Genomic DNA, 15,704 nt, shown 5'->3' on the forward strand with positions numbered 1-15,704 from the left:
CCCCACCCCCTCCTTCTGAAGGAGGGGGCTGGGGGGAGGTAAAAAGAAAAGCCTAGCCCCTCAACAACTTTTCAGTTTCATGCAAAGAGTCCCTCAATCTCGCCGCTAAAGGAAAATCCAACTCCCTTGCTGCTTTTTCCATTTCTTTTTGTAATTGCTCCAATTGCTTTTTCAGTTGATCTTTCGATAGATATTGCAACAAAGGATCTGCCGCTTGAGCCGTTTTGTCTTCCTGAGGCAAATTGTAATTCTTAACAGGCTTACCCATTTTGTCGGCTATGGATGTCTGCTCCATAATTTCCTCTTGCGTTCGCAAAATAGTTTTAGGAGTAATCCCATGCTCAAGGTTATAGGCCATTTGCTTTTCTCTTCTTCGATTGGTTTCTCGAATGGAGATCTCCATTGAACCTGTAATTTTGTCGGCAAACATCAACACCTTTCCGTTCTCATTTCTTGCTGCACGACCAATGGTTTGTATCAGCGACCGCACATCACGTAAAAAGCCTTCCTTATCCGCATCCATAATAGCCACCAAAGAAACTTCAGGCAAATCTAAGCCTTCTCTAAGTAAGTTCACTCCTACTAACACATCAATTACCCCCAAACGCAATTCACGTAAAATTTCTACTCGCTCCAAGGCTTTTATTTCCGAGTGAATATATCTACATTTAACGCCAACTCGATCCATGTATTTCGATAACTCCTCGGCCATTCGCTTGGTCAATGTGGTAATCAAAACGCGTTCGTTTTTCTTTATTCGGTCATAAACCTCATCCAACAATTCGTCAATTTGTCCTTTCGTTGGGCGAATTTCTATCAAAGGATCTAATAAGCCCGTTGGGCGGATGATTTGTTCCACTACAACCCCTTCAGATTTCCTTAATTCATAATCAGATGGCGTTGCAGAAACGAAAATGGTTTGACCAATCAAATCCTCAAACTCTTGATACGTTAGGGGCCTGTTGTCCATCGCAGAAGGCAATCTAAATCCATGTTCCACTAAAGATTCTTTTCTAGAGCGGTCTCCTCCCCACATGGCCCGAATTTGTGGCATGGTCACGTGGCTTTCATCTACCACCATCAAGAAATCATCTGGAAAAAAGTCCAACAAACAAAAAGGTCTTTGTCCCGGTTTTCTGTTATCAAAATATCTTGAATAATTTTCAATTCCGGAACAATAGCCCAACTCTCGCATCATCTCCAAATCAAATTCTGTTCGTTGTTTGATTCGTTCCGCTTCAGTCAATCGACCTTCCTTTCCGAAATATTCAATTTGCTTCACCAAATCAGCTTGAATTTCAGCAATAGATCGTAACATGGTTTCTTTTCCCGTGACAAATAAATTGGCAGGGAAAATAGCCACCATTTTTTCATCAGATATTTTTTTGCCCGACCAAGGGTCTATCCGATGGATCTCCTCCACCTCATCTCCAAAAAAAACAACCCGATAACCAAAATCTGCATAGGCCAAGAAAATATCCACTGTATCGCCTTTTACACGAAATGTTCCACGTAAAAACTCGCCCTCCGAACGCGCATATAAAATTTCCACTAAACGAAATAAAAACTGGTTCCGGGAAACAATCTCTCCTACTCCAATTCGCACAATAGAATTTCGGTATTCCTCTGGATTTCCCATACCATATATACAAGAAACAGAAGCTATGACAATGATGTCTCTACGACCAGACATTAAAGCTGTGGTGGTGGCTAATCGCAATTTTTCAATCTCCTGATTGATGGAAAGATCTTTTTCAATATAAGTTCCCGTGGAAGCAATAAATGCTTCGGGTTGGTAATAATCATAATAAGAAATGAAATATTCTACCGCATTTTCGGGGAAAAAACCCTTGAACTCACCATAGAGCTGAGCCGCTAAGGTTTTGTTATGGCTCAAAATTAGGGTTGGTTTATTTACCTCCTGGATAACATTGGCAATCGTAAATGTTTTTCCTGAACCTGTAACTCCAAGCAAAGTTTGGTTCTGTTCGTTGTTCCGAATTCCCTCCGCCAACTGTCGGATTGCCTCCGGCTGATCTCCCGTAGGTTGATAGTTCGAGCTTAATTTAAAGTCCATCTGGCAAGTTAAAGAGAAAAAGGCAATATAGGAAGAACCCCTTTCCTCTTATCCTTAAAATTTACATTTTATCCCATTCTTTGTACATTAATCGAAAAGAAGAAGGTTTCCTCTAAATATTTCCTAATTTTAAGTTTTGGTTTTTCTATGAGCAAGATTATTGAAACAGTAAACATTTCGAAACGCTATGTGATGGGCGAGGAGGTTATTGATGCCCTTCGCGACATTAGCATTTCAGTTAATAGAGGAGAATACGTGGCCTTTATGGGGCCTTCTGGTTCTGGAAAATCCACCTTAATGAATATTGTAGGCTGTTTGGACACACCCACCTCAGGAAAATATATTTTAAATGGACAGGATGTTTCAGAGATGTCTGAAAACGAATTAGCCAGCGTTAGAAATAAAGAAATTGGCTTTGTGTTTCAAACATTTAATTTGTTACCTCGCCAATCCTCTCTCGACAATGTCGCCTTGCCCCTTATTTACGCAGGCTACAACAAAAAAGACCGAACCGAAAAAGCCATGGAAGCTTTACGAGGTGTAGGATTAGAAAATCGAGCAAACCATAAGCCAAACGAGTTGTCGGGCGGACAACGCCAACGTGTTGCCGTAGCGCGCGCATTGGTAAATGATCCTTCTATTTTATTGGCAGATGAGCCTACAGGTAATTTAGATACCAAAACGTCTTATGAAATCATGGACCTTTTCGACCAGCTGCACCAGAAAGGCAACACGATTGTCATGGTAACACACGAAGATGACATCGCCCAATATGCACACCGCATCATTCGACTAAGAGATGGCCTAATCGAATCGGATAAAATCAATGAGAATATCCGCAAAGTAATAAAGTAGATTATGATTTAAATCATGTGTCAAATTTTCAATTTTTAAACATTTTTTAAAAAAATCACTAACTTGCAGAACAAGTTTTTTAAATTCTTTTAACAGTGTTCTGCTAATATGTTCTATATATCCTATTTAGGACTTCTAATTGCATTTATACTTTTTCTTTATCGAAATAAAGAATTAAGTACTAATTATACACTTGCATTTTTTTATTTATTTAACTCCATCTTTGGGATTGTACATAATGTATTGTTCAGCTCAAGCAATCCTACTGCAATTGCCATATTTACCAACCATTTTATGCCATTCTATTTTTTGGTTGGTCCAAGTCTCTTTTATTTTATAAAAAGAACCTACATTTCAGACAAAAAAACAATTTATGATTACCTACACGGTATCCCTTTTTGGTTGGTTTTTATAAATGTTAGTCCCTATATTTTTAGTCCTTGGGCTGAAAAAATTGAGTATGCCAATCAAATTCTTCATCACTCAAACAACCAATACGAGGTTAAATTCCTATTTATGTCTAGTATTTGGCAATCGGTATTGAGGCCATTTATTAATATTGTTTACGGAATTGTCTGTTTTTACATTTATTTATTGCACTACGATAAAAGAATTTTTAAGGTGAATAAAATGAATGATGCTTTTTGCTGGTGGGTAGGAGTATTCCTTTTTATTTTCATTTTAGCAAATTTGTCCTCTTTCCTTTTGGTTAGCAACTTAATTCTTCAGGATAAAATTCATTTGAATTTATTCAATGTTTTACCCTTAGATATAATTCAGTCGCTAGTTGTTTTTGCCTTCTTTTTTCAGAATCTTGTAATCCTTTTTATTCCATTTATTTTATTTGGAAGTTATTTTAAATCGGATTACATCATCGAAAACAAGTTAGAAAATGCATTAAAAAATGCCGAAAACACGAATCTTGAAAAGGAAGATTTGGGCATTTTGAATGAAGAAAAAATAAATGAGATAAGCCAAGGAATTGCAATTGTTCAACAAAACAACGATTGTATTTCGAACGATTTTTCTTTATCCAAAATGGCCTTAGAAATTGGCGTTCCGTATCATGTATTAACTGTATATTTTTCAAAGTATTTGAAAATATCTTTTCCAGAATGGAAAAATAGACAACGCATCGAATTTGTACAAAAGAAACTGAAAGAGGGTTTGGCAGACAACGTGACCTTAGAATCCATCGGAGAAATGGCGGGTTTCAACTCGCGAAGCTCCTTTATCAAGGTATTTAAGAAGTATACAGGAATTACTCCGAGTCAGTACCTAAAGAAGTGAAAAGTGAAAATTTTTCTTGCGCTCAGCTGTGCTGAGTGCACAATATGATGGAAACTTTTAGTTTCCATATGTCAAAACAAAATGTTTTGCAAATATTCAACACTCAGCACAGCTGAGCGTTTGTCACTCTTCACTTTCCACTTTTCACTTTCCACTTCGTATCGATCCCATACCTCAGTTTCCCCAAATCCATCTCCCGAAACGTTCTAAAAATTCGATCCCAAATGGAAAAAATATTTCCATAATTGGAATCTGTTTCAGGTTGCATCCAATGGTGATGTACCTTGTGCATGTTGGGAGAAACGATGATCCAAGATAAAAACTTGTCGATTTTTTGTGGTATTTGAATGTTTGCGTGGTTGAATTGCGAAAGCACCACTGAAACACTTTGGTACAACATCAACAACCAGATGGGAGCCCCAACGAGTCCAACGGCTATCCAAGTAAAAATTGCTCGCAAAACACTTTCTCCTGGATGGTGGCGATTTGCCGTTGTTGTGTCCACATATTCATCTGAATGATGAACCACGTGAAAATGCCACATCCATTTAATTTGATGCTCCAACCAATGAATGAAATAGGCTGAAATGAGATCTAGCAACAAGAGACCGGAGACCAATTGAAGGATTAGATTTTTTGGCAAAAAGAACAAAATTCCAAAAGAATTAGTCTGACACCAATCAATCGTTAGAATGATTAACTTCGCAAAGAGGAAATTAATCACAATAGTAGATGCAGTTAAAATAAAATTTAAGCGGGCATGTTTCCACTTTTGGTACTGGAGATTTTTAAGTGGAATTAGTCCCTCCAATATCCAAAAAAAACTTATACCAAAAGCTAAAATTAATGCCCTATGCGTACTTGGGATATGTTCGAAATATTCTACCATCTTATTTATTGAAATATTCTACTTGTTTTTCATCAGGCAAACGTACCACTTCCAACTGTTTATCTAAAACCATAATTTTTTTGTCTTTTTGGTCGTAGGCTGGCCAAGTGGTCAAACCCTTGCCAGAAGGATTGCCTGTTTTTGTGAAGTTTAACAGGTATTGCGACATGCTTTTGGCCAATTGCTGATCGGCAGCCTCAAATGGCCTATTCACAGTATGTAAATTGTTGTAAAAATAGGGCACATCTCCTGTGTGAAACGCTCCAAATTGAGTTTCTGGAGTAAAACCGGGTACATCTCTACAAAAACGATACATATAAATTTTACCTTTTCCCTTTGCTTCTTGCAACTTAGCTAAGCCATATTGTTTACTGCCAAAGAACTCGTTTCTACTCATAGCGGTTTGTGATTCTGAAGCAATGGCATCAGTTGTAGCTGGATATAATTGCAAAACTTCATCCGCTTTATCTTTAAACCTGGTTTTAATTTGTTCGATGTATTTGTCAGCCGGTAATGCACGAGGAGATAAGCGGTCATCCTTATTCCATCCAATTAGTAGGTTTACATCATTTTGTTTCCCTGCTAAGTAAGCACCAGTAATATCAACAGGGATTATATATCCATCTGCATAAGGACCCGCTTGACCAAGATTAGTCTTTTGAATTTCCTCCGCTGACTTGTTTCTTAATTCAGCTAAAGAAGCAACTCCTAATCTTTCAGCTAATTTCAAACCAGCTGCTTCGGCCTTTTCTTTGGCTTCATTGGCTTGTGCTGGATTGCTCATAACTAAAGATAGAGCACCACTTTCTAAAACAGCATTTTTGAAAAGTCCTTTTGCCAATGGAGATGCGCAAAGAATACTTACTGCGGATGCTCCAGCAGATTGCCCGGCAATTGTTACTTGATTAGGATCGCCACCAAAGGCATGGATGTTATTCTTTACCCATTTTAAACCTTCAATTAAATCCAAAATGGCATAATTACCAGAGCTTGCACTAGAGCTTTCTTTGCTAAGTTCCGGATGTGCCATAAATCCAAACACCCCAACGCGGTAGTTTAAACTTACAAAAACAACATCCTCTTTCGCCATATTTGATCCATCATAAATAGGACAAGCCGTGCCTCCACTTCTAAATCCACCACCATAGATATATACTAAAACAGCTTTTGGCTTTTGAACCTTAGCTTTGGTCCAAACATTCAAATACAAACAATCTTCGGAAATAGGCGATTTAGGAATTAAAAATTCAGAAGACCAAAAGGCAAAAGGTGCAGGAGCATTTTGAAAAGGGCTTGCACTAAATTGCGTACACTCCTTTATCCCTTTCCACGGATCCATAGCTTGCGGAGCTTTCCAACGTAAATCGCCAACAGGAGGTTTAGCAAATGGAATTCCCAAAAAGATTTGCAAATTATCTTTTGTGAATCCTTTCACTTTACCCTTATCGGTTTTCACAACTATAGATTGTGCAAATAAAAAAGTAAAAGGTAATAGGTAAAAAGTAATAGTTAGTAGGCGTTTCATATGGGTTATGGGTTATGGGTTATGGGTTATGAGATGGAAGGACTATTAAATTAGTAGAATATAAATAATATTTTATAATTTACAATTAATAACTCATAACCCATAACCCATAACCCAAAATGCGTTACCTCATACTTCTCCTCCTCTTAATCCCCTTTGCTTACGCATATTATATTTTCCCAGATCTGCCCGAACAGATACCCACCCATTTTGGAATAGAGGGAAAACCGGATGCTTGGGGACCCAAAAGTTCTATTTATGTAGCACCAACAATACTTAGTGCCGTTGGATGTGCCATATTTATTTTATTCCAAAATTTAATTCGGTTTGATCCCAAAATAGAAAAGTCAAGTCCTAATGCAAAAATTTTTCAAGAGATAAGTATTGGACTTGTTGTATTTATGGGAATTTTAAGTTTTTTCATTGTGTATGCCTCGGCGAATCCAGGAATAAAAATTGAAAAATTTTTATTCCCACTAATTGGATTGGCCTTTTCAATGTTTGGGAGATATATGCCGAAAATTGGTCCAAATTATTTTGCTGGATTTAGATTACCCTGGACATTGGAGAGTCCCGAAAATTGGAAAATGACACATTTGCTTGCTGGCAAACTTTGGTTTTATGGAGGAATGGCACAAGCAATAATGTGTTATTTTTTAACAGGAATAGGGCCTATAATCGTATTTTTGGGCATTACGGCGATCATTGTAATTATACCAATTGCATATTCATACAAAATTTACAAGTCTAAAAATATCTAATTCCCAATAAGTAGTTTGTATGAAATTGTATGTAAAAAAACTATTCACATATTATTTAACTTTAAAAGTAGACAATTTTATATGTGTCATTTTTTAAAGGACTTTCGTACCTTTTTCTTCGTATTTGTATAATTTTTTGATTTTAGGACTAAATTTTTCAAGGTATATTGCATTAGTCAAATATTTTTTTGAATTTAGCACACCGAAAAACGCGTGTCTTTTTAAAAAAGGCAACAGGTGATAAAATAAGACATTTCGCCTTTGGGCATTGAAATAAAAATAATAATTTAGAAAACGGAGTGAAGCGATAAGCAAGGATTTTTAATTCTTGCTTATTTTTTTTGTCTAAGAGTATTCGTAAATTATCAGATAAATTATATTCTTTTTCGAATGCCCGAATTTTCCTCGCAAAACATTAAACACCTTCTCAATAGAACCCTATTTGGTTTTTCGAAGGAAGATTATTTTATGGCAAGCGCAGAAGGAAGTATTTCAAGCCTTGTAAAAAAACTATTACAAGACAAATCTATACCTGAAGCCCCCAATTCTTGGGTATCAACCACTCCCGCACAAATACAACAAGACAACGGCTCAGCAAGTACCTGGTATAAAGAATTTACAATTTGGTGGAATCAATTAATGTTTAAAGAGTCTCTTTCCATCAGAGAAAAAATGGTTTTGTTTCTTCACAATCATTTTTCAAACGAAAGGGATAAAGTAAACTATCCGCAATATATGTATCAACAAAATCAATTGTTAAGAAAATTTGCTTTAGGGAACTTCAAACAATTGGCCAAAGAAATTTGTACTGACCCATCCATGTTAATTTATTTAGATGGGAATAATAGTAGGGGTCCACAGCCCAATGAAAACTTTGCTCGAGAATTATTTGAGCTATTTACTCTTGGGATAGGAAATTATTCAGAAACGGATATCAAACAAGCTGCCAAAGCAGTTTCAGGGTGGCAAGTAAAAGGATTAGAGTCCGTTTTTGATTCTACCCGCTGGTACAAAGAAACAACACTAACTATCTTTGGAAAAACAGCACAATTTACTGTTAATAGCTTAATCGATTTAGTTTTCGAACAAAAAGCAACAGCAGAATTCATTTGCAGAAAACTTTACAAAGAGTTTGTTTATTATAAACCCAATGAGGCCTTTGTTCAAGAAATGGCAACGGTCTTCAAAGTCAATAATTTTGAATTAAAGCCCTTGTTAGAATTTCTGTTGACATCTGAGGAATTTTACAAGGCCTCTTACCAGGGAAGTAAAATTAAAAATCCCCAAGAATTAATAATAGGCACATGTAAGCTCTTAGAATTACCCAAGCCTGACGCCAACAATTGGTATGAAATGGCCATCATATTGCAAATGCAATTATTTAATCCACCCAACGTGGCTGGTTGGCCTGGCCAAAGAAACTGGATAAGTTCAACCACCTATTCCTTTAGAGGAGGATTTACCGATTCGTTAATCAATGGGAAAAGATATAATGGAGCTGCTGTGACAGGAAAATTAGACACACTTCCCTACATTAGAACTTTTTTGAATGCTGAAAAAGTGGATTTACTGGTTGAAGATTATTTTTTCTATGCATTCCCAATTCCCTTGAGTAAAACGAGAAAAGACCAATTATTACAAACCATTTTAAGCGGAACGATTGTAAGTAATTGGACAACCTATATTGCAATGGCTGATACCCGAGTCAATTCTTTTTTAAAGGCATTGATGAGATTACCTGAATTTCAACTTTGCTGAGATGAAAAAAATCAACAGAAAAGAATTTTTACACCAAATTTCCTTATTAACTGGAGGAATGGGTATGGGTTTATCAAATTTTGATGCTAAGGCATATACCAGTACACCCCTTGCTTTCACGCAAAATTTAGCCGCTGGAAATGTTTTAGTAATTATTCAAATGAGTGGGGGAAACGATGGACTAAACACGGTAATCCCTGCCGAGGATGATTTATATTTTTCTGCCAGGCCTACTATCAGCATCAAAAAAGAGGTTGCATTACCGGTGGAAAATGGAATGTATTTGCATCCATCCATGACAGGCCTTAAAAAATTATTTGACGACGACAAAGTTTCCATCGTTCAGAACGTCGGATATGCAAATCCCAATCGATCTCATTTTAGGGCTACTGATATTTGGAATTCTGCATCAGATTCGGGCACTATTTGGGACGATGGCTGGGCAGGCAGGTATTTGTCACAGATTTATCCGGAATTCCCTATTAAACTTCCCAAGCATCCAATGGCTATTCAATTGGGCTCCGTGGAATCTCTTTTATTTCAGAGTCACCGGGGAGGTTTTGCAACTGTATTTGATGACCCCAATTTGTTTTATCAATTGGTCAATGGTTCAGTAGCAGACAACGATTTGCCTCCTGCTACCTTAGCTGGAGAAGAGTTAGCCTTTTTGAAACAAATTGCATCTGCTTCATTGCAATATTCAACCATCATTAAAGACACGGCAAATAAAGGGAAAAACATTCAATCCTATCCGAATACTAGCCTTAGCAAGCAATTATCCATTGTTGCTAAATTGATCTCTGGGGGCTTGGAGACCCCTATTTACTTGGCAAACATTGGTGGATTCGATACACATGCAAACCAAATAAATTCACATGCAAATTTGTTAAAAACGCTTTCAGACGCCATAACTAATTTTCAAATTGACATTCAAAATTTGGGCCTAGCAGATCGCGTCTGTGTAATGACCTATTCTGAATTTGGCAGAAGAGTTAATCAGAATGGAACGGCTGGAACAGATCATGGAACAGCAGCGCCAATGATTTTTGTAGGTAATTCTGTAAAATCCGGCCTAATCGGGTCCAACCCAAATTTAAAGGTGTTGGATAGCTCAGGAGATTTAAAATACCAATTTGATTTTCGTCAAACTTACACAACTGTTTTACGAGATCACTTAGGGGCGACAAACTCTTCAGCCGCAAGTCTTTTTACTGGGAATTTTGAACGACTTCCCATTTTCAAGTCTTCCCCTGATAGCATTTCAGATGCAGGGTCAATCGATTTGGCAAATCCTTGGCCAAATCCTGCTTCAATTTCAACATTTATTCAATATACAGTACATCAATCGCAAGAGGTCTTTTTGGCTATTTATGATTTATCTGGTAAATTAATTAATGTTTTGGTGCACGAAATCAAAGTAAAAGGAGAATATAATGTTTCAATAGATGTATCAGGATGGAATAAGGGGCACTATATTGTAACTTTGTTAGGATCTTCTGGCAAACGAATGACAAAGAACCTAATGATTAATTAGCGTATGAAAACAAAAAAAGAATTTGAATACCTTAAAGGAGCAAGATCAAGATGGAAGGAATTAGTTTTTTCGTTTGATGTATTATTGGAATTTATAAAGGGCTTTAGAAACCTCCATTTTATTGGGCCTTGCATCACGATTTTTGGTTCAGCCCGATTTGACGAAACGCATGAGTATTATCAAAAAGCGCAAGAGCTTGCAACAAAATTAGGAAAGGTCGGCTATGCGATCATGTCGGGCGGAGGGCCGGGTATCATGGAAGCTGCCAACAGAGGTGCAAAAGATGCGGGGGCCTTGTCACTGGGCTGTAATATTGAATTGCCCTTTGAACAAAAACCTAATCCCTATTTAGACAAGTTTGTAAATATCAAGTACTTTTTTGTTCGTAAGGAGTTGTTGCGAAAATACTCTTCTGGATTTGTGGTTATGCCCGGAGGACTTGGAACATTAGATGAGTTCTTTGAGGTGGCGACTTTGATTCAAACGGGCAAGATTAGCAATTTCCCGGTGGTCGTAATGGGTGTTGAACACCATCAATCTTTGATAGATTTTTTAGACAATTTGATAAAAATAAAGACAGTAAGTGAGGGTGATTTTAAAAATATATTATTCACAGACGATATAGATTTAGCTTTTGAACACATCAAATCGTTCCGCTCAAAACGTCCAATCTTGAAGCCAAGTCAACCTCTTTGGATTTTGGGAGAACAGAAAATTGTGGAAAAAGTTTAGTATTTTCGTAAGATTTAAGTGGATTATGATAAAAACCCAATTGAGTGTTGTTGTACCAATTTATTCAGGTTCTCAATACGTTCAGGAATTGTTTCAAAGAATTAAGACCGTTAGAGAACAATGGGAGCAAGAAGAAGCCCCCTTGGCCTTGGGAGAATTAATCTTTGTAGACGATCAGTCCATCGACAATTCTTTACCTGTTTTACAAAAAATAAGTGAGGAAAATCAGTGGGTGCATGCATTAAGTTTGTCTAGAAACTTTGGGCAGCATCCGGCCACAATTGCTGGAATTCTACACTCATCTGGCAATTGGGTAATTACTTTAGATGAAGACCTACAGCACCCCCCTGAAAAAATTGAGCAGCTTTTATACAAGGCCATCAAGGAGGAAAAAGATGTAGTCTATGCAAATCCGCAAAATGGCCCCCATGGAAAAGTAAGTAGGGATTTTACTTCGAGCTATTTTAAAAAAATGATGGTTTGGCTAACTGGGGATAAGCACATTGCCTATTTCAATAGTTTCCGATTGATGCGTGGGGAAATCGCACGCTCTGCAGCAAGCGTTTGTGGGCCCGACACCTATTTTGATGTTTCGTTGACTTGGTTTACCCAGGCAATTGGGCAGGTTTCTTTGGAAATTCAGGACCAAAGAATGGCTGAAAACAATAAAAGTGGGTATTCCTTTTTAAAGCTCATTGAACATGCCAGAAGATTAATTTTATCCTCAAAAATCAATTTATATAGAAGCATTGCATTTTTGGGAATTTTAATCTTTTTTGTGGGTGTTCTATATTCGGGATTTATCATTTTCAATGAGATAATGCATCCTGGCAAATTTGGTTCAAGAGGCTGGCCCTCTTTAATTATTACGACTATGATATTTGGGGCAACGAGCATCATTTTGTTGTCAATCATTTTAGAATACTTGTCGCTAGTGGTCCTAAAGGCCCAAGGAAAGCCTGTTTTTTTTGTAATTAATCGGTCGGCTCCAGCTGAATTGCTTACTTATTTAGAAAAAAGAAATGGTCGTCATTGAATCTAAATTAGGTAAAGATTCCTCAAAACTGATTTTATTATTTGGGGTGGGACTAATTGGAGAAAGTATTTTACAGGAATTTGACAAGCAATTTTCCTGCACATTTCATCAATTTCCGTTTTCATGGGGAAAAGAAGATGCACAAATAGAGGAATTGAACCAAATCAAAGAGTTTATTTTTGCACGAGGCAAAGGTGTTGCCATTCAACTTATCTGGTCTGCGGGGAAAGGTGGATTTTTCTCTACTGATTCAGATTTTCAAATAGAATTTGCTGATTTTGAAAGAGTCTTAAATTGGTTGCAACAAGCTTTAATTCCACAAAATTCATGTAGTTTTCATTTGTTTAGTTCAGCGGGAGGTTTATTTGAAGGACAGGTACTTGTAAATGAGCAAAGCAAACCGAAACCCATGCGCCCTTATGGACATTGGAAATTAAAACAAGAAGATTTGTTGAACCGTTCCGAAGGTTTGGTCAATCGTATCATTTATAGACCAAGCACTGTTTATGGTTATAGCCCTAAGGCTAGAATAGGTCTAATTGCTAAGTTGCTTATTTGTGCCAATAAAAATCAGTTTATTGAAATTTTTGCTTCAAAGACAGCTTTACGAGATTATATCTATGTAGGTGATATTGCAAAATTTGTGGTGGCAAAGATTGAAAATAGCGATTTATCTAGTTTAAAGCTTGGGACAACTCAAATTAATTGGTTAATTTCTGGGAAATCGAGTAATATATTAGAAATTTGCACTAAAGTGAGTGAGTTGATTAACAAGCCTGTTTTAAATAGCTTTAGATTGGTTTTAGACAACAGTTTAGACAATACATTTAATGCAAAATTGAAGCCAAAGGAACTAGCGATTAGCCCAATAGAAATGGGCTTGCGCAAGATATTTCAAACTTTAAAATGAAGAAAGCCACCTGAAAATCCGATGGCTTTGCCAGTATACTTCATCAACAAACTAAATTCAATTCAAATAAAAGTATAAATTTTTAAAACACAAGTCCAAATTGTCAAATTATAAGAAATTTTATAATTTTTTAAAGGTATTACCTAAATGAAATATGTATAATTTGTTTAAAATTACATATATCACACGATTTACATTTTAAAACAAGCAATTGAATTTTAGCTTTAGTCTATTATTATGAGAAATACTCTTTTCTTAGTATTCACTTTTCTACTTTTATCTAAAGCTACGCATGCGCGTGTTTTGGAAGATACGTTAACACATTCTTATGTAGAAGCTGGGGCTATGGCTTCTACGAGTGGATATTCTCCCCTTTGGTTTCAAAGTTTACAATATGGCGCCGTGCCCTATCAAGGTGCAACGGGAATTGTAAAAGGATACTACGGAAAAAACTATTTTGTGCCTACAAAAGCTTACCAGAAAGCTAAAAAATACGATTGGAAATATGGAGTTGAGGCTGTTGCTTTTGGAGGAAAGGAGAATGATATTCGCATAATACAAGCATTTGTAGCAGGTCGATCAAAGCATTGGGAGTTGTGGATGGGAAGGAAAAAAGAATTAATAGGATTAGGCGATAGTACCTTAAGTTCTGGTTTTTGGACGTTTTCTGGAAATGCAATGCCCCCCGTTAAAATTCATTTTGGAACCTTAGATTACCTAGATATATTTAAAGGTTGGCTGGGTGTACAAATGCAATATTCTGATGGATTTCAAGACAATTTTGGGCCCGTAATAGGCGCCTTACTTCACCAAAAATCACTTTATGGAAGAATTGGAAAAAGGAGTTCGAAATTCAATTTTTTTGGAGGATTAAACCACAATGTTTCTTGGGCAGGTGTTAGAAAATCTACCCAAGAACAATTTCCAAGCAATCTTGCCACCTATTTTTATGTGGTAACCGCCATAAAAGATAGGTCCATTGTGGAGATTGATCCGAATACGACAGGAGACGACTCAGGCAATCAATATGGGAATCATCTGGGAAGTGTTGATTTGGCCCTTCAATTTCAGGATAAAAAATTGGGTCGATTTATGTTTTATAAGCAGACCCCCTTCGAAACGGGCCGATTGTCGAGCTTATCTACTGTCAACGATGGGATAACCGGCCTTAGTTGGAAGTTACCCAAACGATTACCCATCAATCATTTGGTATTTGAATATATTTATACTGCAAACCAAGGAAATTATCTTTCCGGAATTTCAGAATTCTTGGGCCTCAAGGATTCCCAAATGTCCCAAATAGAATCCTATTACAACAACACACACGGCCCTTGGGCTTATTTTGGGAAAGGTTTAGGAAATCCTTTGATTCCCATTGACAGAGAGAGTGCTTTTATCAAAAACGAAGGATTTTCCTTTTCAAAAAATGCCACAAAGGCTTACTATATAGGCCTGGGAGGTGCAATTACCGATGAATTAAGTTACCTATTTAGAGGCTCCGTGAGTAGATATGCTACGCCAAGAAATCATTTGTCCCCTCGCCTCACAGACGAAGAAATGGAATCACAAACGGCCTGGGCCTTACAAGTTAATGGAGCGTTTAAAAAATCTTATACCTGGACAGCCCAAATAGGCTACAACCAAGGTTATAGACTACAAAACGCCTTGGGATTAATGGTTTCCTTGAGGAAGGATTTGTTTTAAAATCCTGCCTCCATATAATAATAAACAGTTGTTCCCATTACTATGAATGTATAAATGGTTTGTTTTAAAACAACTGTTTGTCCATTATTGGCCGATAAAAAGACAAATGAGGTTCCAGCAGGATTTAAACCTGTAAAAGACGAAGTATTAGCTGTAGTTCCTTGAACTGCTAAAGTATAGGTTCCACCATCTTTCATTCCTTGAAGGTTAAACGCACCAGGACTAGCTGTTGTATAAGTTAAGTTACTGTTTCCAAATAAAATAGCCGTGGCGGCGCCTGAATTGTAGGCACTGGCATTGGTAAAAGAACCATTTACTTCCAATTTTGATTTTGGGTCTAGAGTACCTATTCCTACATTTCCTCCTGAAGGATTAATAATAATTCGCAGATCCAGCTCCAAAAGAAACGGAAGAATAAGGTTTAAATTTGGAAAGCACCTGTGCTTTTTTACCATTTTGACCCAAAAACCAAAATTGAGAATGAGCAGAAAAAGTAAATGCTAAAAGAACTAAAAATAAAAATAAGTTTAATTTCTTCATGAAAGTAAATCGATTTGCATGATACAACGTTCGTACTTTAAAAATGTTGTCCAATTTTAAAAACGAAGATAGCAAGAAATTTACTACGATGTA

13 protein-coding genes are annotated in these 15,704 nt (G+C 36.8%); 9 read left to right on the forward strand and 4 right to left on the reverse strand.

Features of this window, described 5'->3' with window-relative positions; all coding sequences use genetic code 11:
• Nucleotides 1–52 precede the first annotated feature (52 nt).
• Nucleotides 53–2,077, reverse strand: coding sequence for an excinuclease ABC subunit UvrB (gene uvrB / locus EOJ36_RS06030; RefSeq protein WP_127803361.1), 2,025 nt, complete (start codon nt 2,075–2,077; stop codon nt 53–55).
• A 147-nt stretch (nt 2,078–2,224) separates the two neighbouring features.
• On the opposite strand from uvrB, the gene EOJ36_RS06035 reads away from it, so the two are divergent.
• Together EOJ36_RS06035 and EOJ36_RS06040 are read left to right on the forward strand one after the other, a co-directional pair.
• The gene (locus EOJ36_RS06035) at nt 2,225–2,932 is read left to right on the forward strand and encodes an ABC transporter ATP-binding protein (RefSeq protein WP_127803363.1); all 708 of its coding nucleotides are present in this window, start codon (nt 2,225–2,227) and stop codon (nt 2,930–2,932) included.
• A gap of 108 nt (nt 2,933–3,040) precedes the next feature.
• Nucleotides 3,041–4,222 carry a helix-turn-helix domain-containing protein gene (locus EOJ36_RS06040; RefSeq protein ID WP_127803365.1) on the forward strand — a complete coding sequence of 394 codons (1,182 nt, stop codon included), beginning with the start codon at nt 3,041–3,043 and terminating at the stop codon, nt 4,220–4,222.
• 130 nt (nt 4,223–4,352) lie between these two features.
• Here the strand turns inward: EOJ36_RS06040 and EOJ36_RS06045 are convergent, their stop codons facing one another.
• Together EOJ36_RS06045 and EOJ36_RS06050 are read right to left on the reverse strand one after the other, a co-directional pair.
• Nucleotides 4,353–5,111: a sterol desaturase family protein gene (locus EOJ36_RS06045; RefSeq protein WP_127803367.1), complete on the reverse strand. Its 759-nt coding sequence runs from the start codon at nt 5,109–5,111 to the stop codon at nt 4,353–4,355.
• Nucleotide 5,112: 1 nt separating this feature from the next.
• Nucleotides 5,113–6,636 carry a carboxylesterase/lipase family protein gene (locus EOJ36_RS06050; protein WP_127803369.1) on the reverse strand — a complete coding sequence of 508 codons (1,524 nt, stop codon included), beginning with the start codon at nt 6,634–6,636 and terminating at the stop codon, nt 5,113–5,115.
• Between the two features lie 119 nt (nt 6,637–6,755).
• Here EOJ36_RS06050 and EOJ36_RS06055 point away from each other — a divergent pair, with 119 nt between their 5' ends.
• From EOJ36_RS06055 to EOJ36_RS06085, 7 genes are all read left to right on the forward strand, one after another.
• The gene (locus EOJ36_RS06055) at nt 6,756–7,397 is read left to right on the forward strand and encodes an SdpI family protein (RefSeq protein ID WP_127803371.1); all 642 of its coding nucleotides are present in this window, start codon (nt 6,756–6,758) and stop codon (nt 7,395–7,397) included.
• A 390-nt stretch (nt 7,398–7,787) separates the two neighbouring features.
• Nucleotides 7,788–9,155, forward strand: coding sequence for a DUF1800 domain-containing protein (locus EOJ36_RS06060; RefSeq protein ID WP_127803373.1), 1,368 nt, complete (start codon nt 7,788–7,790; stop codon nt 9,153–9,155).
• Nucleotide 9,156: 1 nt separating this feature from the next.
• Nucleotides 9,157–10,689: a DUF1501 domain-containing protein gene (locus tag EOJ36_RS06065; protein WP_238944419.1), complete on the forward strand. Its 1,533-nt coding sequence runs from the start codon at nt 9,157–9,159 to the stop codon at nt 10,687–10,689.
• Nucleotides 10,690–10,692: 3 nt separating this feature from the next.
• Nucleotides 10,693–11,421: an LOG family protein gene (locus tag EOJ36_RS06070; RefSeq protein ID WP_127803375.1), complete on the forward strand. Its 729-nt coding sequence runs from the start codon at nt 10,693–10,695 to the stop codon at nt 11,419–11,421.
• Nucleotides 11,422–11,446: 25 nt separating this feature from the next.
• A complete protein-coding gene (locus tag EOJ36_RS06075) occupies nt 11,447–12,457 on the forward strand; it encodes a glycosyltransferase family 2 protein (RefSeq protein ID WP_127803377.1) in 1,011 nt (336 codons plus the stop codon).
• Nucleotides 12,444–13,367, forward strand: a complete 924-nt coding sequence (locus tag EOJ36_RS06080; RefSeq protein ID WP_127803379.1) for an SDR family oxidoreductase — start codon at nt 12,444–12,446, stop codon at nt 13,365–13,367. The genes EOJ36_RS06075 and EOJ36_RS06080 overlap by 14 nt, the downstream gene beginning before the upstream one ends.
• Before the next feature lie 237 nt (nt 13,368–13,604).
• Nucleotides 13,605–15,071, forward strand: coding sequence for a capsule assembly Wzi family protein (locus EOJ36_RS06085; protein WP_127803381.1), 1,467 nt, complete (start codon nt 13,605–13,607; stop codon nt 15,069–15,071).
• Here EOJ36_RS06085 and EOJ36_RS06090 read toward each other — a convergent pair.
• A complete protein-coding gene (locus EOJ36_RS06090; protein ID WP_127803383.1) occupies nt 15,068–15,526 on the reverse strand; it encodes a hypothetical protein in 459 nt (152 codons plus the stop codon). The two genes, EOJ36_RS06085 and EOJ36_RS06090, sit on opposite strands and share 4 nt — an antisense overlap.
• Nucleotides 15,527–15,704: the final 178 nt, after the last annotated feature.

This window comes from Sandaracinomonas limnophila (genome assembly GCF_004005965.1).
GTDB classification, from domain to species: Bacteria; Bacteroidota; Bacteroidia; order Cytophagales; family Spirosomataceae; genus Sandaracinomonas; species Sandaracinomonas limnophila.

Bases quoted from the DNA above. Each gene is read 5' to 3' on its own strand.
- uvrB (WP_127803361.1), bottom strand. From the start codon at position 2,077: ATGGACTTTAAATTAAGCTCGAACTATCAACCTACGGGAGATCAGCCG.
- EOJ36_RS06035 (WP_127803363.1), top strand. From the start codon at position 2,225: ATGAGCAAGATTATTGAAACAGTAAACATTTCGAAACGCTATGTGATG.
- EOJ36_RS06040 (WP_127803365.1), top strand. From the start codon at position 3,041: ATGTTCTATATATCCTATTTAGGACTTCTAATTGCATTTATACTTTTT.
- EOJ36_RS06045 (WP_127803367.1), bottom strand. From the start codon at position 5,111: ATGGTAGAATATTTCGAACATATCCCAAGTACGCATAGGGCATTAATT.
- EOJ36_RS06050 (WP_127803369.1), bottom strand. From the start codon at position 6,636: ATGAAACGCCTACTAACTATTACTTTTTACCTATTACCTTTTACTTTT.
- EOJ36_RS06055 (WP_127803371.1), top strand. From the start codon at position 6,756: ATGCGTTACCTCATACTTCTCCTCCTCTTAATCCCCTTTGCTTACGCA.
- EOJ36_RS06060 (WP_127803373.1), top strand. From the start codon at position 7,788: ATGCCCGAATTTTCCTCGCAAAACATTAAACACCTTCTCAATAGAACC.
- EOJ36_RS06065 (WP_238944419.1), top strand. From the start codon at position 9,157: ATGAAAAAAATCAACAGAAAAGAATTTTTACACCAAATTTCCTTATTA.
- EOJ36_RS06070 (WP_127803375.1), top strand. From the start codon at position 10,693: ATGAAAACAAAAAAAGAATTTGAATACCTTAAAGGAGCAAGATCAAGA.
- EOJ36_RS06075 (WP_127803377.1), top strand. From the start codon at position 11,447: ATGATAAAAACCCAATTGAGTGTTGTTGTACCAATTTATTCAGGTTCT.
- EOJ36_RS06080 (WP_127803379.1), top strand. From the start codon at position 12,444: ATGGTCGTCATTGAATCTAAATTAGGTAAAGATTCCTCAAAACTGATT.
- EOJ36_RS06085 (WP_127803381.1), top strand. From the start codon at position 13,605: ATGAGAAATACTCTTTTCTTAGTATTCACTTTTCTACTTTTATCTAAA.
- EOJ36_RS06090 (WP_127803383.1), bottom strand. From the start codon at position 15,526: ATGGTAAAAAAGCACAGGTGCTTTCCAAATTTAAACCTTATTCTTCCG.